Annotated in this window: 23 protein-coding genes; 16 read left to right on the forward strand and 7 right to left on the reverse strand. The window is 63.4% G+C overall.

Translation table 11 applies throughout. The features are described 5' to 3' along the window. The first annotated feature begins 8 nt into the window (after positions 1-8). From MESCI2_RS0114395 to MESCI2_RS0114430, 8 genes are all read left to right on the forward strand, one after another. Complete coding sequence (locus tag MESCI2_RS0114395) at positions 9-656, forward strand: thiamine phosphate synthase (protein WP_027037200.1); 648 nt, start codon at positions 9-11, stop codon at positions 654-656. Between the two features lies 1 nt (position 657). Next, the gene (locus MESCI2_RS0114400; RefSeq protein WP_027037201.1) at positions 658-1698 is read left to right on the forward strand and encodes a tetratricopeptide repeat protein; all 1041 of its coding nucleotides are present in this window, start codon (positions 658-660) and stop codon (positions 1696-1698) included. Positions 1699-1872: 174 nt separating this feature from the next. Continuing rightward, positions 1873-2439: an elongation factor P gene (gene efp / locus MESCI2_RS0114405; protein WP_013529127.1), complete on the forward strand. Its 567-nt coding sequence runs from the start codon at positions 1873-1875 to the stop codon at positions 2437-2439. Positions 2440-2524: 85 nt separating this feature from the next. Continuing rightward, positions 2525-3325, forward strand: a complete 801-nt coding sequence (locus MESCI2_RS0114410; protein WP_027037202.1) for an inositol monophosphatase family protein — start codon at positions 2525-2527, stop codon at positions 3323-3325. 123 nt (positions 3326-3448) lie between these two features. Continuing rightward, on the forward strand, positions 3449-4135 hold the full coding sequence (trhA, locus tag MESCI2_RS0114415; protein WP_027037203.1) for a PAQR family membrane homeostasis protein TrhA: 687 nt from the start codon (positions 3449-3451) through the stop codon (positions 4133-4135). A 301-nt stretch (positions 4136-4436) separates the two neighbouring features. Beyond that, positions 4437-5462 carry a MotA/TolQ/ExbB proton channel family protein gene (locus MESCI2_RS0114420; RefSeq protein ID WP_027037204.1) on the forward strand — a complete coding sequence of 342 codons (1026 nt, stop codon included), beginning with the start codon at positions 4437-4439 and terminating at the stop codon, positions 5460-5462. 1 nt (position 5463) lies between these two features. Continuing rightward, positions 5464-6495: a peptidoglycan -binding protein gene (locus MESCI2_RS0114425; protein WP_027037205.1), complete on the forward strand. Its 1032-nt coding sequence runs from the start codon at positions 5464-5466 to the stop codon at positions 6493-6495. Between the two features lie 237 nt (positions 6496-6732). Next, positions 6733-7164, forward strand: a complete 432-nt coding sequence (locus tag MESCI2_RS0114430) for a hypothetical protein (RefSeq protein WP_027037206.1) — start codon at positions 6733-6735, stop codon at positions 7162-7164. A gap of 60 nt (positions 7165-7224) precedes the next feature. On the opposite strand, the gene MESCI2_RS0114435 is transcribed toward MESCI2_RS0114430, so the two are convergent. Then, positions 7225-7578 (reverse strand): DUF1304 domain-containing protein, encoded by a 354-nt coding sequence (locus MESCI2_RS0114435; protein WP_027037207.1) that lies wholly within the window; start codon positions 7576-7578, stop codon positions 7225-7227. Between the two features lie 141 nt (positions 7579-7719). Between MESCI2_RS0114435 and MESCI2_RS0114440 the strand changes: the two genes are divergently transcribed. Beyond that, a complete protein-coding gene (locus MESCI2_RS0114440; RefSeq protein WP_027037208.1) occupies positions 7720-9207 on the forward strand; it encodes a carboxypeptidase M32 in 1488 nt (495 codons plus the stop codon). Positions 9208-9244: 37 nt separating this feature from the next. On the opposite strand, the gene MESCI2_RS0114445 is transcribed toward MESCI2_RS0114440, so the two are convergent. Further along, entirely contained in the window at positions 9245-11044 is a 1800-nt protein-coding gene (locus MESCI2_RS0114445; RefSeq protein ID WP_027037209.1) for an ABC transporter transmembrane domain-containing protein, read from the reverse strand. A 206-nt stretch (positions 11045-11250) separates the two neighbouring features. Here MESCI2_RS0114445 and rpmE point away from each other — a divergent pair, with 206 nt between their 5' ends. Beyond that, positions 11251-11472 carry a 50S ribosomal protein L31 gene (rpmE, locus tag MESCI2_RS0114450; protein ID WP_023811830.1) on the forward strand — a complete coding sequence of 74 codons (222 nt, stop codon included), beginning with the start codon at positions 11251-11253 and terminating at the stop codon, positions 11470-11472. Between the two features lie 128 nt (positions 11473-11600). Here rpmE and MESCI2_RS0114455 read toward each other — a convergent pair whose 3' ends face one another. After that, positions 11601-12242 (reverse strand): TetR/AcrR family transcriptional regulator, encoded by a 642-nt coding sequence (locus MESCI2_RS0114455; RefSeq protein ID WP_027037210.1) that lies wholly within the window; start codon positions 12240-12242, stop codon positions 11601-11603. A 126-nt stretch (positions 12243-12368) separates the two neighbouring features. On the opposite strand from MESCI2_RS0114455, the gene MESCI2_RS0114460 reads away from it, so the two are divergent. Both MESCI2_RS0114460 and MESCI2_RS1000000136830 read left to right on the forward strand, forming a co-directional pair. Continuing rightward, positions 12369-12848: a DUF1772 domain-containing protein gene (locus MESCI2_RS0114460; protein ID WP_027037211.1), complete on the forward strand. Its 480-nt coding sequence runs from the start codon at positions 12369-12371 to the stop codon at positions 12846-12848. Positions 12849-12869: 21 nt separating this feature from the next. Further along, positions 12870-13019, forward strand: coding sequence for a hypothetical protein (locus MESCI2_RS1000000136830; RefSeq protein ID WP_023811827.1), 150 nt, complete (start codon positions 12870-12872; stop codon positions 13017-13019). An 18-nt stretch (positions 13020-13037) separates the two neighbouring features. Here MESCI2_RS1000000136830 and MESCI2_RS0114470 read toward each other — a convergent pair whose 3' ends face one another. From MESCI2_RS0114470 to MESCI2_RS0114480, 3 genes are all read right to left on the reverse strand, one after another. Further along, positions 13038-13334 carry a SelT/SelW/SelH family protein gene (locus MESCI2_RS0114470; protein WP_127411823.1) on the reverse strand — a complete coding sequence of 99 codons (297 nt, stop codon included), beginning with the start codon at positions 13332-13334 and terminating at the stop codon, positions 13038-13040. Positions 13335-13351: 17 nt separating this feature from the next. Beyond that, the gene (locus tag MESCI2_RS0114475; protein WP_023811824.1) at positions 13352-14101 is read right to left on the reverse strand and encodes a YebC/PmpR family DNA-binding transcriptional regulator; all 750 of its coding nucleotides are present in this window, start codon (positions 14099-14101) and stop codon (positions 13352-13354) included. 206 nt (positions 14102-14307) lie between these two features. Then, on the reverse strand, positions 14308-14631 hold the full coding sequence (locus MESCI2_RS0114480) for an ArsR/SmtB family transcription factor (RefSeq protein WP_023811823.1): 324 nt from the start codon (positions 14629-14631) through the stop codon (positions 14308-14310). Between the two features lie 52 nt (positions 14632-14683). On the opposite strand from MESCI2_RS0114480, the gene MESCI2_RS0114485 reads away from it, so the two are divergent. Genes MESCI2_RS0114485 through MESCI2_RS0114500 form a run of 4 tightly spaced genes read left to right on the forward strand, consistent with a single transcriptional unit; the run spans position 14684 to position 16496 of the window. After that, positions 14684-15166: an SRPBCC domain-containing protein gene (locus MESCI2_RS0114485; protein ID WP_027037213.1), complete on the forward strand. Its 483-nt coding sequence runs from the start codon at positions 14684-14686 to the stop codon at positions 15164-15166. 28 nt (positions 15167-15194) lie between these two features. Continuing rightward, on the forward strand, positions 15195-15587 hold the full coding sequence (locus MESCI2_RS0114490) for a VOC family protein (RefSeq protein ID WP_027037214.1): 393 nt from the start codon (positions 15195-15197) through the stop codon (positions 15585-15587). A 53-nt stretch (positions 15588-15640) separates the two neighbouring features. After that, entirely contained in the window at positions 15641-16003 is a 363-nt protein-coding gene (locus MESCI2_RS0114495) for a VOC family protein (RefSeq protein ID WP_027037215.1), read from the forward strand. Positions 16004-16028: 25 nt separating this feature from the next. After that, positions 16029-16496, forward strand: coding sequence for an SRPBCC family protein (locus tag MESCI2_RS0114500; protein WP_027037216.1), 468 nt, complete (start codon positions 16029-16031; stop codon positions 16494-16496). A 20-nt stretch (positions 16497-16516) separates the two neighbouring features. Here the strand turns inward: MESCI2_RS0114500 and MESCI2_RS0114505 are convergent, their stop codons facing one another. Then, complete coding sequence (locus MESCI2_RS0114505) at positions 16517-17284, reverse strand: TerC family protein (RefSeq protein ID WP_027037217.1); 768 nt, start codon at positions 17282-17284, stop codon at positions 16517-16519. Between the last annotated feature and the right edge of the window lie 60 nt (positions 17285-17344).

The following is a 17344-nucleotide window of genomic DNA, read 5'->3' on the forward strand; positions in this document are numbered from 1 at the left end:
GAAGAACCATGAATGAAGCAACGCCCCCCAATCGCTGTCGCATCGTGCTGATCGCGCCGCCCGGCGTGCCGGCGGCCCGTATTGTCGCGGCATTCGATGGCGGCGATGTCGCTTCGCTGATCCTGCCCGAGAACGGCATGGACGAAGCCTCCTTCCAGGCTTTCGCCGAACAGATCGTGCCGGCAGCGCAAGCCGCCGGCGTTGCTGTCATCATCGCCGGCGACACCCGCATAGCCGGCCGCGTCCAGGCCGACGGCATCCATGTCGAGGTCTCCAAGGCCGAACTTGCCGAGACGATCGAGCATTTCCAGGCAAAGATGATGGTCGGCACCGGCGGCGCCAAGACGCGTGACGACGCGCTCGAGCTTGGCGAGACACGGCCGGACTACATCTTCTTCGGCCGCTTCGGTTACGACAACAAGCCCGAACCGCACCCGCGCAATCTGTCGCTCGGCGCATGGTGGGCGGACATGATCCAGATCCCTTGCATCGTCATGGCCGGATCCGACATCGCCTCGGTCGAAGCCGTGGGCGCCACCGGCGCTGAATTCGTGGCGCTGTCGAGCGCCGTGTTCGCCGACGGCACCGATCCCCGGACAGCGGTCGCCACCGCCAACGCGCTGCTCGACGAGACCGCGCCGCGCTTCGAGGACTGAAATGTCCTCGGCGACGCTTCCCCTCCAGGCTCTGCTTGCGGTGCTGATGGTCCAGGCCGCAGCCGCGGAGACCATCCCCCTGCCGCAGCCCAAGCCGGAAATCGGCGTCCGCATCGACAAGCCGATCGACAAGCCATTGCCGCAGCCCGCCACCACGGCCGAGCCCGCGCCGCTGCCGTCGGCCGACGCCATCAATCCCGACCGTTTCGGCGCAAAACCCGCCGACGCGGCCTATGGCGCCTTCCAGCGCGGTCTCTACAAGACAGCTTACAATCTGGCATTGGTCCGGGCGCAAAACGGCGATCCGGCGGCGCAGACCTTGGTGGCCGAGATCCTGTCGCGGGGGCTCGGTGTGCCGGTCAATTCGGCGCAGGCGGCGAAATGGTACGCGCTGGCCGCCGAACAGGGTGTGCCGGAATCGCAGTTCCAGTATGCGCTGATGCTGCTCGACGGCCGCTATGTCAAAAAGGATGGAAAAGAGGCCTACGCCCTGATGCAGGCAGCCGCCGAAGCCGGCAACCGGCTGGCGCAGTTCAATTTCGCGCAGATGCTGGTCCAGCAGGACCCCGGCGACGCCGGCATGGCCAAGGCGGTCTCCTACTATGAGCGCGCCGCCGCGACCGGCCTCGCGGACGCGCAATATGCAATGTCGCAGATCTACGCCAACGGTGTCGGCGGCAAGCCTCGCGACGACGCCCAGGCAAGGCGCCTGCTGGCGCAGGCCGCAAGGCAGAACTACGACACCGCGCAGATCGATCTCGCCGCTTGGATGATCGAAGGCCGCGGCGGTGCGCGCGACTTGAAATCCGCCTTCGGCTGGATGAAGCAGGCGGCGGAAGGCGGCAATGTCGCCGCCCAGAACCGCCTGGCCAAGCTCTATATGCAAGGCATCGGCACCGATCCGGACCTTGTGCTTGCCGGTGCCTGGTACATCATTGCCCGCCGCGCCGGCCTCATCGATCCGCAGATGGACGACTTCCTGCAGGGGCTGGACGACGACCAGACCAAGCAGGCGCTGCAGAAGGCCAACCGGCTGCCTTGACGGCGGTTCGGACGGTCATTGCACATCCGACCTTGGCTCCCATTGCTTGGCGCCAACCTGCCCGCTCCCTTGCCTCTTCTGGCGATTTGTGGTCTTGGGAGCCCGAAATCGCTTTCCCCGCGAACATCCCTTACCGACGGCGTGGCCGTTGGCATCATTCCGGATCATCTCATCATGGCCAAGATCAATGGCAACGAAATCCGTCCCGGCTATGTCATCGAGCATGATGGCGGCCTTTGGGTGGCGGTCAGGACCAACACCGTCAAGCCCGGCAAGGGCGGCGCCTACAATCAGGTCGAACTGAAGAACCTCATCAACGGCACCAAGCTCAACGAGCGTTTCCGCTCGGCCGAGACCGTCGAACAGATCCGGCTCGACCTGAAGGATTTTTCCTTCCTCTACGCGCAGGAAGACGCACTGGTGTTCATGGACACCCAGAGCTATGAGCAACTGGAATTGAACAAGGATTTCGTCGGCGATCGCGCCGCCTTCCTGCAGGACGGCATGATGGTGACGGTCCAGCTCTACGAAGAGCGGCCGATCGGCATTTCGCTGCCCGACTATGTAACGCTGACCATCACCGAGGCCGATCCGGTGGTGAAGGGCCAGACCGCGGCATCGTCCTACAAGCCGGCGATCCTGGAGAACGGCATCCGCGTCCTGGTGCCGCCATTCATCGGCGCCGGCGAGCGCATCATCGTCGACACCAACGAAATCACTTACGTGCGCCGCGCCGACTGACGCATGTCGCCCAAAAGTGGCCCGGTTCCGGGTCACCGACATGCATCGAGGCGGAGTTTAAAGCGCAGCACCGGGAAAAAGCACTATGGCACGCTCAGCCCTTCTCAACGTCATGGTCCAGGCCGCAATGAAGGCCGGCCGCTCGCTGTCGCGCGACTTCGGCGAGGTGCAGAACCTGCAGGTCTCGATGAAAGGCCCCGGCGACTATGTCAGCCAGGCCGACCGCAAGGCCGAGGACATCGTCTTTGCCGAACTGTCCAAGGCACGGCCGGGCTATTCCTTCCTGATGGAAGAGCGCGGCGTGGTCGAAGGCGATGACGGCCAGCATCGCTGGATCGTCGACCCGCTCGACGGCACCACCAATTTCCTGCACGGCATTCCGCTCTTTGCCGTTTCGATCGCGCTGGAGCGCCAGGGCCAGATCGTCGCCGGCGTCATCTACAATCCGGCGATGGACGAACTCTACACCTGCGAACGCGGCGGCGGCGCCTTCATGAACGACCGCCGCTTGCGCGTCGCCGGCCGCATCAAGCTGGTCGACTCGGTCATCGGCTGCGGCATGCCGCATCTCGGCCGCGGCCACCACGGCAATTTCCTTGTCGAGCTGCGCAATGTCATGGCCGAGGTTTCCGGTGTCCGCCGGCTCGGCTCCGCATCGCTCGATCTCGCCTATGTCGCCGCCGGCCGCATGGATGGCTTCTGGGAAACCGGCCTATCTGCCTGGGACATCGCCGCCGGGCTGCTTTTGATCCGCGAGGCGGGCGGCTTCGTCTCCGACATGGATGGCGGCCAGGACATGCTCGACAACGGCTCGGTTGTCGCTGGCAACGAGATCATCCAACGCGCTTTGCTGAAGGTCGTGAAGAAGCCGCTCTCCTCTCGTTGACAGGCAAGCCGCGCTGACAGCCACGCCGCGCTGATGCGCCGCAGTCGCAAAACCGCAATGGAAGCTTGAAATACTGCCCGGCATGCGCCCAAATTGGAGGGCGCGGTGCAGGAACCCGGCTTAGTGAGAGACAACCAACCCTACCCCGACATCCCGTTCATCGGACGCTGGCACTATTCGCGCGCCGAGATGATCGCAGACGGTATCGTCCACGCGGTCGGCATCGTGCTGGCGATTGCGGCAGGGTCGGCACTGCTGGCGCTGGCGGCGTTTCGTGTCGGACCGGGCGAATACATCGCCGCCGCCTTCTACGTGGTTTCGCTGCTCACCGTGCTCTCGGTGTCGATGACCTACAATCTGTGGCCGGTGTCGTCGCCTGCAAAATGGGTGTTGCGGCGTTTCGACCACGCCGCGATCTATCTGCTGATCGCCGCGACCTATACGCCTTTCCTGGCGCAGCTCGAAGGCTCGCCGCTGGCGCGCTGGATGATCGTGCTGGTCTGGACCGCGGCAGTGCTGGGCATTGCCATCAAGGTGTTCTTTCCCGGCCGTTTCGACCGGCTTGCGATCGGCTTCTATCTCGCCATCGGCTGGAGCGGCATCATCCTGGTCAAGCCGCTTGTCCAGACGCTGCCGACGACATCGATAGCGCTCATCGTCGCCGGCGGCATCGTCTACTCCTGCGGCGTCATCTTCTTCGCCTGGAAGGGGCTGCGCTTCCACAACGCGCTGTGGCACGGTTTCGTCGTCACCGGCGCCGGCCTGCATCTGGCCGCCATGGTCGACTGTCTGGTCATCAATCGCCTCTGACACGGTACAGCAATATTGCCAGGACAATCGGGTGAATGAAAAATTCCCCGGTCGAGCCGAACAGGCGGTGATTTCCATTTTTGCGCAGCGAAAATGGCAAGGCCGAACGGCCGTCGGCGCTTATGCGCCGTAAGCCAAGGGCGCGGATGCGCCCGCCCGGCGCTTGAGGGGAGAAAAGGAAAGGGCAAGCGGGTTCACCCGATTGCCCTGGCAATATTGCCAAGCGCCATTCAATTTGGTCACAATTCCGTTTAGAGTCGCGGTTTACGTGATCGGCGGCGGCATCGGAAACGGGGCACGGATGGCTTTTCTCAGATCCTTCGGCATGGGCAGACGTTCTGATGTCCTGATCTACGACCCGCATAAATTATCGAGCCCGCAGGTCTTTCTGCTGACCATGGTGATCTTCCTGGTCATCGTCGCCTTCATCGCCGCCATCCTCACCCGACAGATCTCGACCGCCTTTGGCAGCAATCCCGGCCTCAATGGCCTGATCGTCGGCGTGCTGGTGGTCGGTATTCTTTTGGCCTTCGCCCAGGTCGGGCGACTGTTTCGCGAAGTGCGCTGGGTCAACTCCTTTCGTGCCGGCTCGGAGACGACAGAACCGGTGCTGCTGGCGCCGATGAAGGCGATGATCGGCCGCTCCTCGGCGACGGCCTTCTCGACCAGTTCGATGCGTACCATGCTCGATTCCATCGCCACCCGCCTCGACGAAAGCCGCGACACCTCGCGCTATCTCGTCGGCCTGCTGGTGTTCCTCGGCCTGCTCGGCACCTTCTGGGGACTGTTGAACACGATCGGCTCGATCCGCGAGACCATCGAATCGCTCGATCCCGGCACCGGTGACGCCGCCGCAGTGCTCGATTCCCTGAAGCAGGGGCTTTCGGCGCCGTTGGCCGGCATGGGCACGGCCTTCTCATCCTCGCTGTTCGGCCTCTCCGGCTCGCTGGTGCTCGGCTTCCTCGACCTGCAGGCCGGCCGCGCCCAGACGCGCTTCTACACCGAACTCGAGAACTGGCTTTCCTCGGTCACCGACCTGTCGTCGGACATCGTCGTCGCCGATCCGGCCAAGACCGAATCCTCAGACGAGATCCGGGTGCTGTCGGAACGGCTGCGCTCGATGCAGGAGAATGGCGGCGGCTCCAACCCGCGCGTCGCCACCGCCATGGCCAATCTCGCCGACGGCATTTCCGGCCTGGTCAAGAACATGCGCTCGGAACAGCAGATCATGCGCGACTGGGTCGAGGCCCAGTCCGACGAGCAGAAGGCGATGCGCAACACGCTGGAAAAGATCGCCGATGCCTTGAAGAAGCCCGGAGTGCACTGAAGTGGCACTCGCCAGGGGCCGGCGCACCGATCGCCGCATCGACTATTGGCCGGGCTTCGTCGACGCGCTGTCGACGCTGCTGCTGGCCATCATGTTCCTGCTCACGGTCTTCGTGCTGGCGCAGTTCCTGCTGGGACGCGAAATCTCCGGCAAGGATACGGCGCTCTCGCGCCTCAACTCGCAGATCAACGAGCTGACCCAGTTGCTGGCGCTGGAGCGCTCGACGGCGCAGGACAAGGATGATTCCCTGGCCAATCTGCAGGCGTCGCTGTCGGCCGCGCAAGCGGAAAAGAGCCGGCTCGAACAGTTGCTGGCGCAAGGCGCCGGTGCCGGCGACGCCGCCAACCAGCGTGCCACGGCGCTCGGCGGCGAACTCGACAGCCAGCGCCAGATCAGCCAGCAGGCGCTGAGCCAGGTCGAGATCCTCAACCAGCAGATCGCGGCACTGCGCAAGCAGATCGGCGCGCTCGAGGATGCGCTCAACGTCTCCGAAATCCGTGATCGCGATTCCAACACCAAGATCGCCGATCTCGGCCGTCGCCTCAACGTCGCGCTGGCGCAGCGCGTGCAGGAATTGAACCGATACCGCTCCGACTTCTTCGGCCGCTTGCGCGAAATCCTCGCCGACCGCGAGAACATCCGCATCGTCGGCGATCGCTTCGTCTTCCAGTCGGAAGTGCTGTTCCCGACCGGCTCCGAGGTGATCAACGATGCCGGCAAGGTCGAGATGAAGAAGCTCGCCGACGCCATCATCGAGCTGCAGAAGGAAATCCCGCCCGAGATCAACTGGGTGCTGCGCGTCGACGGCCACACCGACAACAAGCCGCTCTCCGGCGCCGGCCGCTACCGCGACAATTGGGAGCTGTCGACTGCGCGTTCGACCTCGGTGGTGAAATTCCTGATCGAAAACGGCGTGCCTGCCAACCGGCTCGTCGCCGCCGGCTTCGGTGAGTTCCAGCCGCTCGACCCCGCCGACACCGAAGAGGCGCGCAACAAGAACCGCCGCATTGAACTGAAGCTCACCGAACGTTGATCCGATATCACGCGAACTTGTTCGCCGGCTCAACTCTAGGGCGCAGATGGAGGCCGGCAAGGCCTGAAAAGATTATCTTTTTTTAATTACACATTGTAACAGGCCGGTCCTAGCTTGCCGTCCGGGCCGAGAACCGCCGGTGATGAATCCCCCTCATCGCGACGCGACGGAACCGGACGGCCCAAGGCCGAAGGCAGGCGGACAACGGCCGCCTTCCTCTACAAGAGGAGACGCGTGATGCGCTCTTTCAAGACCTCGCTTAGAACTGCGACACTCACGGCGCTCCTCATCGCCGTTCCGCTTGCCGGCGCCTATGCCGCGGGCCATCACAGTAAGGGCGCTCTCGACGCGACCGATCCGACCGATATGACTGGCCCGCGTGTCGAGGCGCTTATCGCACAGGTGCAGGGCGTCCGGCAGGGCATCGTGGACGCAAGACAGGCCAACAACATCACCCCGGCCGTGGCGGAACGCCTGGAAATGCGCACGGCCCACATCGGTCAAGCGGCAGAGAAAGTCGCCGCGTCCTATCATGGCAGGATACCGGCCGCGCAATACCATGACCTGTTGCGTCGTCTCGACAATGTCGACCAGCGGTTGATGGTCGATACCGGCAGTGGTTTCCTGATCGGCGACGGCGCCGACGGCGGCAATTACCCGAACGGTTGAAACGGTCCAAGAGGAAGGGACCGCCTGACGCCTTCGGGGGGCCTCCCGCGGGCGTCCTTTTTACCAGCCGAGCCACACCGCGATCAGGGCAGCCGCCGCCGGCACCGTCTGGATGAAGAGGATCTTGCGGCCGACCGTTGCCGCGCCATAGAGGCCGGCAATGGCCACGCAAGCCAGAAAGAAGACCTTGACCTGGAAACCGGCCGCACCAAGGTATAGCCCCCAGATGAGCCCGGCGGCGAGGAACCCGTTGTAGAGTCCCTGATTGGCGGCGAGCACTTTCGAGGCACTGGCGAATTCTGGCGTCAGGTTGAAAGCTTTCTGCCCGCGCGGCGTGTCCCACAGCACCATCTCCAGATAGACGATGTAGGCATGGATCAAGGCCACCAGCCCGACCAGGATGTTGCCGATCATTGTTTCCCCCTTACGTTGTCGCCGGCAGCATTTCATGCGCGGCCTCGCCTGCGCAAGATGCATCTGCCGGACGGCATCCGAGGGTTGCCAACGCATTTGCATTGATGTCTTTTCGCGCCGTCCCCGATCAAGGAAACCGCCATGTCCTTTCAGAAACTCGATGACCTCGGTCACAAGCTCGAAGCGCTCGAGCATGCGCTGGCCATCCTCGGCGCCGATGAGGCCACGCACATGGCCGTCGGCGGCGGCGAAAAGCGTGCCGAGGCGATGTCGGCACTGGCCGGCATGTATCACACCAGGGCAACGGCGCCGGAGATAGCAGACTGGATCGCCGCGGCCGAACAGGAAGCATTGGGTGAAGAGCAGCGCACCGCGGTCTCGGAACTGCGGCGCCAATATACCAACCTGACCTGCCTGCCGGTCGAATTCGTCGAACGCCAGACGACCGCGCGCATGCGTTGCGAGCAGCTGTGGCGTGGCCTGCGCGCCAAGAACGACTGGGCAGGCTTCCAGCCGGCGCTGGAGGGCGTCGTGGCGCTGGTGCGCGAGGAGGCGGCGCTGCGTGCCGATGTGCTCGGCCTAGCCCCCTATGACGCACTGATGGAGCAGTACGACCCCGGCAACCGCACCGCCGACATCACGCCAGTCTTCGCCGACCTGAAGGCTTTCCTGAAAGGCTTCGTGCCGGAGGCGCTGGCGATCCAGGACGCGCGGCTGCGCAAGCGCCCGCTGAAGCCGCTGTCGGGCACCTATGCGATCGACCGGCAGCGCGAGCTCGGCCTTGCCATGATGGCATCGGTCGGCTTCGACCTGACGCACGGGTCGCTGTCGGTGTCGCACCACCCTTTCTGCGGCGGCGTGCCGAGCGACGTGCGCATCACCACCCGCTACAAGACGTCCGACTTCCTGTCGGCGCTGATGGGCGTGCTGCACGAGACCGGCCATGCGCTCTACGAACAGAACCTGCCGAAGGCATGGTCGCACTGGCCGCTCGGCAAGGCGCGCGGCATGGCCGTGCATGAAAGCCAGAGCCTGTTCGTCGAAAAGCAGCTCGGCCGCAACCCGGCCTTCTGGCACTGGGCGCTGCCGGTGGTCGAAAAGCACCTCGGCGAAGCCTGGTCGCTCGACGATATCCTGCCGCATGTGCATCGCGTCGAGCGCGGCCTGATCCGGGTCGATGCCGACGAGGTGACCTATCCCCTGCATGTCATCCTGCGCTACGAACTGGAGCAGGAACTCGTCGCCGGCAAGCTTGAAGTGGCCGATCTGCCCGAAGCCTGGGACGCCAAGATGCGCGATTACCTCGGTCTTTCCACCATCGACAACCCCGCAGACGGGCCGATGCAGGACGTGCATTGGCCAGGGGCCGCCTTCGGCTACTTCCCCTCCTACACGCTGGGCGCGATGATGGCGGCCCAGCAATGGGCGGCACTGACGCGGGAACACCCAGCCGCCGATGAGGATCTCGCCAAAGGCAATTTCGAGGCGATCAACGAGTGGCGGCGCGAAAAAATCTGGTCGCAGGGATCACGCTGGTCGACGCCGGATCTGCTCGAACGCGCCACCGGCGAAAAGCTCAACGCTACCTATTTCGTGAACCATCTGAAGCAGCGATACGGAGCCGCGTAAGGACGGTCGGCACATCAGGAACGCAAGATGGTTCTGACTACTCCGCCGCGCCCCTGAAGGCGCTGGCGCCGGTTTCGAACTGCAGCTTGGCCAGCCGCGCATAGATGCCGCCCTTGGCGACAAGGCTCTGATGCGTGCCTTCCTCGACGATCGAGCCGCCATCCATGACCAAGATCCTGTCGGCCTTCAGCACCGTTGCCAGGCGGTGGGCGATGACGATCGTGGTGCGGCCCTGCATCAGCCGTTCCAGCGCCGTCTGCACCAGCGTCTCGCTTTCGGCGTCGAGCGCGGAGGTCGCCTCGTCGAGCAGCAGGATCGGCGCGTCGCGCAGGATGGCGCGGGCGATCGCAACCCGCTGGCGCTGGCCGCCTGACAGCGTCACGCCGCGCTCGCCGACCTGGCTGTCGTAGCCGTTCTCGAGCTTGAGGATGAATTCGTCGGCAAGCGCATCCTTCGCCGCCGTCTCGATTTCGGCCTTGCTGGCTCCCGGCCGGCCGAAACCGATATTGTCACGCGCGCTTGCCGCGAAGATGGTGACATCCTGCGGCACGATGGCGATGCGCTGGCGGACCGAAACGGGATCGGCTTCGCGCACGTCGACGCCGTCGATCAGGATCTTGCCTATTTCGGGATCGTAGAAGCGCAGGATCAGCGAAAAGACCGTGCTCTTGCCGGCCCCTGACGGTCCGACGATCGCCACCGTCTCGCCGGGCATGACCTGAAAGCTCAAGCCGTGCACGGCGGCACGGTCGGGCCTTGCCGGGTAGGAGAAGGAGACATTGTCGAAGACGATCGCACCCTTGGCGACGGCCGGCAGCGGCTTCGGATCGGCGGGAGCTTGGATCGCCGGCTTCTCGGCCAGGATCTCGGTCAGCCGTTCGGCGGCACCCGCCGCTTGCGCAAGCTCGCCCCAGACTTCCGACAACGCGCCCAACGCGCCGGCGGCGAACACCGAATAGAGCAGGAATTGGCCGAGCGTACCCGGCGATATCGAGCCTTCGAGCACGTCGCGCGAGCCGAACCACAGCACCGCCACGACGGACGAGAAGATGGTGAAAATGGCGAAGAAGGTAAGGAAGGAGCGCGCGAAGATCGAGGAGCGTGCCGCCTCGAAAGCGGCTTCCACCGCGGCCGAGAAATGCCCGGTGACCAGCCTCTCATTGGTAAAGGCCTGCAGCGTGCGCACCGCGCCTATCTGCTCGCTGGCATAGGCGGTGGCATCGGCCAGCGTATCCTGCGCCTGGCGTGATTTACGCCGCACCGAACGGCCGAAAGCGACCAGCGGCAGCACGATGACAGGAATGGCGGCAATGACCAGGCCCGACAGTTTCGGACTGGTGATGACCATCATCCCCACCGCGCCGAGACCAAGGATGACATTGCGCAGCGCCACCGAGGCCGTGGCTCCAACCGCCGACTTGACCTGCGTCGTGTCGGCGGCAAGCCGCGACACGATCTCGCCGGACTGGGCGGTGTCGAAGAAGGCAGGCGACAGCGTCGTCACATGGGCAAACACATCGCGCCGGATGTCGGCGACGACGCGCTCGCCCAGCGTGATGACGAAATAGTAGCGGCCGGCCGATGCCGCCGCCAGCAAGGCGGCCATCGCCACCAGGGCGGCGAAATATTCGGCAATGAAGGTAGTGCTGGACGACGAAAAACCATGATCGATCATGCGTCGCACCGCCAGCGGCAGCGCCAGCGTGGTTGCCGCCGCGATGACCAGCGAGATGATGGCGCCGACGACCAGTGTGCGATAGTGCGTGATGTAGGGGAACAGGCGCCGGAGCGGCTTGAGCGAACGCCGGCGCTCGTCTGCGCTGGTGATTTGCGCCATCCCGATGTTTCCTCCAGCCGCCCTTGGGGTCTGCGCCTCAATATGCGCTTGCCGCGGCCTTGTGATTCAATTCCGGCTGATGTATAGGCTCGCCGACCGTTTTAGAAGCCGTGGCTCCTCAATAGCTGCGGCTTCGAGTTTTAAAAAGAGGCGCATCGACGCAGGCTTAAGCCCGTCAGCCGCGCCGGCAAGCCAGGAACCGAGCCATGAAGAGCGCTATTCATCCCGACTACCACACCATCAAGGTCGTCATGACCGATGGCACCGAATACACGACCCGTTCGACCTGGGGCAAGGAAGGCGATACGATGAACCTCGATATCGACCCGACCACCCACCCGGCCTGGACCGGCGGCCAGCAGACCCTGCTCGACCGCGGCGGCCGCCTGTCGAAGTTCAAGAAGCGTTTCGAAGGTTTCGGCATCTAATTGCATGTCGCCCAAAAGTGCGAAGCGGTTTTGGGATAACGACTTGCATCAAGTAAGAACTTAAGCCAAACGACCTTTCGCAGATCAAAAACCCGCCTCCGTGGCGGGTTTTTTGTTGTGGCGCGGCGCTACTCGGCCAGCAATTCCCTCAGCGCCATGCGCTTGTAGGCGGCGACCAGCCTGTCGCCCTCCTGGCGCTCGACCGAGATCGCCAGCCGCATGGCGGCCTCGCCCATCTGCCAGACCAGAAACGCCGTGGTTTCCAGTGTCGCCGGATCGACCGCCGGCCGCAGCCGCCTCAGCACCGCGGTGAGGAATTCGGCGTTGGCGCGGCTGTCAGCGAGTTCGAGCTGGCGCAGCGCCTTGTCGGCTTGCGTGCCCGACCAGATGTCGCGGATCACCGGCTCGGCCAGGAACAGCCCGTAGTAGATATCGACCAGTTCCGAAAACGCCCGGCCCAGCCCTTCGGCATCGCTGACACCGGCGAGCGCGGCTGAGATGCAGGCCTGGCTTTCGGCGGTGTAGCGCTCGGCCAGCGCCCAGATGATCGCCCGCTTGTCGGGAAAGAACTGGTAGAGCGACCCGATCGACACCCCAGCGCGCTCCGCCACCTCACCCATGCGCATGGCATCGCTGCCTTGCTCGGCGATCAGCGCTGAGGCGGCCGCCAGCATGCGCTCGACCCGCTCGCGGCTGCGCTGCTGGCTCGGCGCCCGGCGCGCTGAAGCAAGCTGCTCCTGTGCGGAAACGAGGGCTGCCGCGTCTTCCATGACTGACTCCAAGTGCACCAAAATCGCTTGACTCACAAAATACGAGGATTTATCACGTTTTGCAAACATGAGGATTACTCACGTTTGGATACCAAGGAAACACAACGGGCATATGGAGCAACTGACATGATCGCGAAACTTCTTCCTACTCTCATCTTCATCGCCGCACTCGGCTCTGGCGTCGTCGGCGGCGTCTTCTTTGCTTTCTCCAGCTTCGTCATGCCGGGCCTCGCCCGCATGCCAGGCGCAAGCGGCATTGCCGCGATGAATTCGATCAATGTCACAGCTGTGACCCCGCTGTTCATGACAGCGCTGTTCGGCACGGCGCTCGTCTGCATTGTTGTCGCCATCGGCGCGGTGATCGGCTGGAGCCAGCCGGGCTCGCTCTGGCTGATTGCCGGCAGCCTGCTCTATCTCATCGGCATCGTGGTGGTGACGATGATCTTCAACGTTCCACTCAACGATGCGCTCGCCGCCGTCGACCCGGCCAGCAGCGAAGGTGCAAACCTATGGTCGCGCTACCTCAATGAATGGGTGATGTGGAACCATGTCCGCACCATCAGCGGCATAGCCGCGCTGGCATCCTTCTGGTTCGCCACGCGTTGACGACGATGGATGGAGCGACCGATGAAGGATCAATACGCAAATATGGCCTTCGGCATGGCCATCGGAGTTGGTGTCGGTGCCGCGATCGGCACCGCTCTGGATGACCTTCCGATGGGCGTCGCCGTGGGTATTGCGATTGGCGCCGCCTTCGGAGCGTGGCGACGCAAGTGACGGCAGCGCCGGCGGCCTCTACGCCTTTGTCTTCCGATCGGAATGGCCGAGATCGCGGTCCGGGTCGATGACATCACGGACCAGTTGCTTCAGTTTGGCCGCGTCCGGAAAGCCGCCGTCGCGCTTGCGGTCCCAGACAAGCGTGTCATTGCAGGAAATGGTGAAGATGCCGCCGGTGCCGGGCACCAGCGTCACCTCGCCCAGATCGGTGCCGAAGGTCGACAGCAGTTCCTGCGCCATCCAGCCGGCGCGCAGCAGCCACTGGCACTGCGTGCAGTAGGCGATGCGGATGGTGGGAAGCGCTTTTTCGCTCATGCCAGGCTGAGCTCCGCTCATGCCGCGCTGAGCTTGGCCATGGTCTCGTCGTCGACTTCGAAGTTGGCGTAGACGCTCTGCACGTCGTCGTCGTCCTCGAGCGTGGCGACCAGCTTCATCAGCGACTGTGCCCGCTCCTCGTCGACCGGAACGTTGTTTTGCGGCCGCCAGATCGGCTTCACCGATTCAGCCTCGCCGAGCGCGCCTTCCAGCGCCTTCGACACTTCGCCCATGTTCTCGAAGCCGCAATAGATGGTATGGCCTTCCTCGTCCGATTCTACATCATCGGCACCGGCTTCGATCGCCGCATCCATGATCTTGTCGGCGCTGCCGGCCGATGCCGGATAATAGATCTCGCCGGCACGATCCCACATGAAGGAAACCGAGCCCGTTTCGCCCATCGCGCCGCCGGCCTTGGTGAAGGCGGCGCGCACATTGGACGCCGAACGGTTGCGGTTGTCGGTCAGCGCCTCGACAATGACGGCGACGCCGCCCGGGCCATAGCCCTCATAGCGCACGGCTTCGTAGTTCTCGGCATCGCCCATCGAGGCCTTGTTGACGGCGCGTTGGATGTTGTCCTTCGGCATCGACACCGCCTTGGCGTTCTGGATCGCCAGCCGCAAGCGCGGGTTCATCGACGGATCGGGCGTCCCGCTCTTGGCGGCGACGGTGATTTCGCGCGCCAGCTTGGAAAACATTTTAGACCGCACCGCATCCTGGCGGCCCTTGCGGTGCATGATGTTCTTGAACTGTGAATGGCCAGCCATGGTGTCGTCTTCTCGGCTAGAGCATCCCGAAGCGAAGTGATCTCACCTCGTTTCCGCAATGCCCGAATTCAAAATTTCAGAGCGTCCCAGGTGCACCTCGTGGACGCACGGCGTTCTCTGTCGGAATGGCCGGCTTATAGATAAATCGGCTCAATTCGTCCAGCCGCACCGTGCACGGGACCCGCGACATGGGCTGCTGCAACCGTTCACGCCTCCAGATCGGATTTCAGCCGCTCGATGATGCTGAGCGCATGCCCGGCATACTGGCTGATCCAGCGGTCGTGGATCTGCTTGATCGGCAGCGCGTTGAGATGGTTCCAGCGCTCGCGGCCGTCGCGCCGCGCAACGATCAGGTCGGCCTCCTCCAGCACCTTGAGATGCAGCATGACGGTGCAGCGATCTATATCGGGAAAGGCCTCGCACAGCATGCCGGTCGTCTTCGGCGCGTCCTTCAGCTGGTCCAGTATTTCACGCCGGCGCGGGTGCGCCAGCGCCTTGAAAACATTGTCGTCTTGCGATCGGCTTGACATGTTATATTTCTATAACATATTGTCGAACCGATCAAGGGAAGGAGCTGTGGATATGTCACTTGGATTCAGTGTTTCCGGACGCATCGGCAAGCCGGTCGCCGACGTCTTCGACGCCGTCGTCAATCCGAAGAAACTGAGCGGCTATTTCACCACGATCGGCGGCGCCAGCGCCCCGCTGGAAGCCGGCGCCGGCGTTGTCTGGTGGGGCAAGGTGCCGGTCGAGGTCGACGAAGTGGTCAAGGACCGTCGCATCGTGCTGCGCTGGGATGCCACCGACGCCGACGGCAAGCCGGCCTACAAGACCCGCATCGAGATGAATTTCGAGCCGCTGGACGATGGCGGCACCTTCGTCACCATCGCCGAGAGCGGCTGGCAGGAAGGCGCGGTCGGCCTGAAGAAGTCCTACCTCAATTGCGAGGGCTGGTCGCAGATGCTGGCCTGCATGAAGGCCTATGTCGAATACGGCATCAATTTGCGCGACGGCTACTACCGCGCCGAGATGAAGGGCGAACCCGCCAACGAGACCAATATCTGAGCCACCATGGGGAGGATGGAGATCCGCGATGAAGAAAGTAACGCCATTCCTGATGTTCGAGGGCAAGGCCGAAGAGGCAATGACGCTCTATTGCGAGACCATTCCTGACAGCAGCGTCCTTGACGTCACAAATTACGGCCCCGGCGAAGATGGCCCGGACGGAACGGTCAAGCTGGCGCGCGTGTCGATCGCCGGCCTGGAAGTCATGGTCTTCAACAGCCCCGTGCACCACGCCTTCACGTTCACGCCATCGGTCTCGCTCTATGTGGACTGTTCCTCAGAAGAAGAGCTGAACCGAATTGTCGAGACGCTGGGCAAGGACGGCGCGTTCCTGATGCCACCGGACAATTACGGCTTCAGCCGCCGTTTCGCATGGCTCAACGACAGGTTCGGGGTCTCCTGGCAGATCAATCTCGCATAAACAGCCTGGGTAAAGCCGACCAACAACAACTGAACACGACAAGGGAGCCAACTATGACCGCGACAATCACCGGCGGCATCAACATCGCCATGAAGGTGCCGCCGCACCAGTATCAGGCGACGATCGCCTTCTACCGCGACGTCGTCGGCCTGAAGCCTTTCACGGACAAGGCACCGGCCATCGGCTTCGAGCTTGGCCCCAACCGTCTGTGGATCGATGAGGCACCGATGATGAGCCAGGCCGAGGTGTGGCTGGAGCTGTTCACCGACGATTTTTCGACGGCTGCGGATCATCTCGCCAAGGCTGGCGTTGTGCGTTGCGATGCCATCGAGCCCCTGGGCGAGGGCTTCCGCGGCGGCTGGATCACCAACCCCGCCAATATCATCCACATGCTGCGCGAACCGGACGCCTGGTGAGCGCCAAGCCACGAAGGAGCATCCGATGGACATCCAGGAAAAACCGACCGCCGAAGCCGGCATGTTGATCCGGCGGCCTGTCGCCGAAGTGTTCGAGGCCATCGTCGATCCGGCCATCACCACGAAATTCTGGTTCACCCACGCCAGCGACCGCCTGGACAGCGGCAAGCAGGTCCGCTGGGAGTGGCGCATGTACGGCGTCTCGACGACGGTCACCGTCAGCGAGATCGTCGTGAACAAAAAGATCGTCATGCAGTGGAGCGATCCGCCGACCACGGTGGTCTGGACCTTCACCGAAATGCCTGACGAGACGACCTTTCTCGAGGTTCGCAATTTCGGCTTCGCCGGCAATGGCGACCAGCAGATGAAAGAAGCCGTCGACTCAACCGGCGGCTTCACGCTCGTGCTGGCCGGCGCCAAGGCCTGGCTGGAACAGGGCCTGACACTTGGCCTGATGGGCGACCGTCACCCGAAGGGTGTGCCGGGGCATTAGGCTCGCCCGACAGACCAGCCTCAGTGGCCGCCGCCCGATTTCGCCTTCTTGCGCCGCCGCGCCAGCATGTTGAGTCCCTCGACCAGCGCCGAAAAGCCCATCGCTGCGTAGATGTAGCCCTTGGGCACATGGTAGCCCATGCCATCGGCGATCAGCGTCATGCCGATCATCAAAAGGAAGCCCAGTGCCAGCATGACGATGCTCGGGTTCTTGGCGATGAAATTGGCCAGCGGTCCGGCCGCCAGCATCATCACGCTCACCGCGACGATCACGGCGATGTACATGATCGCGATCTCGTCGGTCATGCCGACGGCGGTGATGATCGAATCGATGGAGAAGACCAGGTCGAGCAGCAGGATCTGGAAGATCGCACCAGCAAGGCTGATCTGCAGCGTCTCGCCCATCATCGTATCCTTGTGGTCGTCGGGGTCGACCGTGTGATGGATCTCCTTGGTCGCCTTCCAGACCAGGAACAGGCCGCCGGCGATCAGGATCAGGTCGCGCCAGGAAAAACCGTGGCCGAAGGCCGTGAACACCGGCGTGGTCAGCTGGACGATGATCGAAATGGTGGCCAGCAGCACCAGCCGCATGATCAGCGCCGCCGAGATGCCGAGCCGGCGGGCACGGGCTCGTTGTGCTTCCGGCAGCTTGTTGGTCAGGATCGAGATGAAGATCAGATTGTCGATGCCGAGCACGACCTCGAGCACAATCAGCGTCAGCAGCGCGACCCAGGCCGTCGGGTCGGAAACAAATTGAAAATGCGGCGCCAGGAATTCGATGAGCTGCATGGAGGTCGTCCCCTCTTTTAACGATCTAGAGCAGTGTCGCCGGCAGTTAGGTACTAAGCG

The organism is Mesorhizobium ciceri WSM4083 (genome assembly GCF_000519305.1).
Taxonomy (GTDB): domain Bacteria; phylum Pseudomonadota; class Alphaproteobacteria; order Rhizobiales; family Rhizobiaceae; genus Mesorhizobium; species Mesorhizobium ciceri_B.

Coding starts and splice junctions, on each gene's coding strand:
- MESCI2_RS0114395 (WP_027037200.1), top strand. CDS start 9: ATGAATGAAGCAACGCCCCCCAATCGCTGTCGCATCGTGCTGATCGCG.
- MESCI2_RS0114400 (WP_027037201.1), top strand. CDS start 658: ATGTCCTCGGCGACGCTTCCCCTCCAGGCTCTGCTTGCGGTGCTGATG.
- efp (WP_013529127.1), top strand. CDS start 1,873: ATGGCCAAGATCAATGGCAACGAAATCCGTCCCGGCTATGTCATCGAG.
- MESCI2_RS0114410 (WP_027037202.1), top strand. CDS start 2,525: ATGGCACGCTCAGCCCTTCTCAACGTCATGGTCCAGGCCGCAATGAAG.
- MESCI2_RS0114420 (WP_027037204.1), top strand. CDS start 4,437: ATGGCTTTTCTCAGATCCTTCGGCATGGGCAGACGTTCTGATGTCCTG.
- MESCI2_RS0114430 (WP_027037206.1), top strand. CDS start 6,733: ATGCGCTCTTTCAAGACCTCGCTTAGAACTGCGACACTCACGGCGCTC.
- MESCI2_RS0114435 (WP_027037207.1), bottom strand. CDS start 7,578: ATGATCGGCAACATCCTGGTCGGGCTGGTGGCCTTGATCCATGCCTAC.
- MESCI2_RS0114440 (WP_027037208.1), top strand. CDS start 7,720: ATGTCCTTTCAGAAACTCGATGACCTCGGTCACAAGCTCGAAGCGCTC.
- MESCI2_RS0114445 (WP_027037209.1), bottom strand. CDS start 11,044: ATGGCGCAAATCACCAGCGCAGACGAGCGCCGGCGTTCGCTCAAGCCG.
- rpmE (WP_023811830.1), top strand. CDS start 11,251: ATGAAGAGCGCTATTCATCCCGACTACCACACCATCAAGGTCGTCATG.
- MESCI2_RS0114455 (WP_027037210.1), bottom strand. CDS start 12,242: ATGGAAGACGCGGCAGCCCTCGTTTCCGCACAGGAGCAGCTTGCTTCA.
- MESCI2_RS0114460 (WP_027037211.1), top strand. CDS start 12,369: ATGATCGCGAAACTTCTTCCTACTCTCATCTTCATCGCCGCACTCGGC.
- MESCI2_RS1000000136830 (WP_023811827.1), top strand. CDS start 12,870: ATGAAGGATCAATACGCAAATATGGCCTTCGGCATGGCCATCGGAGTT.
- MESCI2_RS0114470 (WP_127411823.1), bottom strand. CDS start 13,334: ATGAGCGAAAAAGCGCTTCCCACCATCCGCATCGCCTACTGCACGCAG.
- MESCI2_RS0114475 (WP_023811824.1), bottom strand. CDS start 14,101: ATGGCTGGCCATTCACAGTTCAAGAACATCATGCACCGCAAGGGCCGC.
- MESCI2_RS0114480 (WP_023811823.1), bottom strand. CDS start 14,631: ATGTCAAGCCGATCGCAAGACGACAATGTTTTCAAGGCGCTGGCGCAC.
- MESCI2_RS0114485 (WP_027037213.1), top strand. CDS start 14,684: ATGTCACTTGGATTCAGTGTTTCCGGACGCATCGGCAAGCCGGTCGCC.
- MESCI2_RS0114490 (WP_027037214.1), top strand. CDS start 15,195: ATGAAGAAAGTAACGCCATTCCTGATGTTCGAGGGCAAGGCCGAAGAG.
- MESCI2_RS0114495 (WP_027037215.1), top strand. CDS start 15,641: ATGACCGCGACAATCACCGGCGGCATCAACATCGCCATGAAGGTGCCG.
- MESCI2_RS0114500 (WP_027037216.1), top strand. CDS start 16,029: ATGGACATCCAGGAAAAACCGACCGCCGAAGCCGGCATGTTGATCCGG.
- MESCI2_RS0114505 (WP_027037217.1), bottom strand. CDS start 17,284: ATGCAGCTCATCGAATTCCTGGCGCCGCATTTTCAATTTGTTTCCGAC.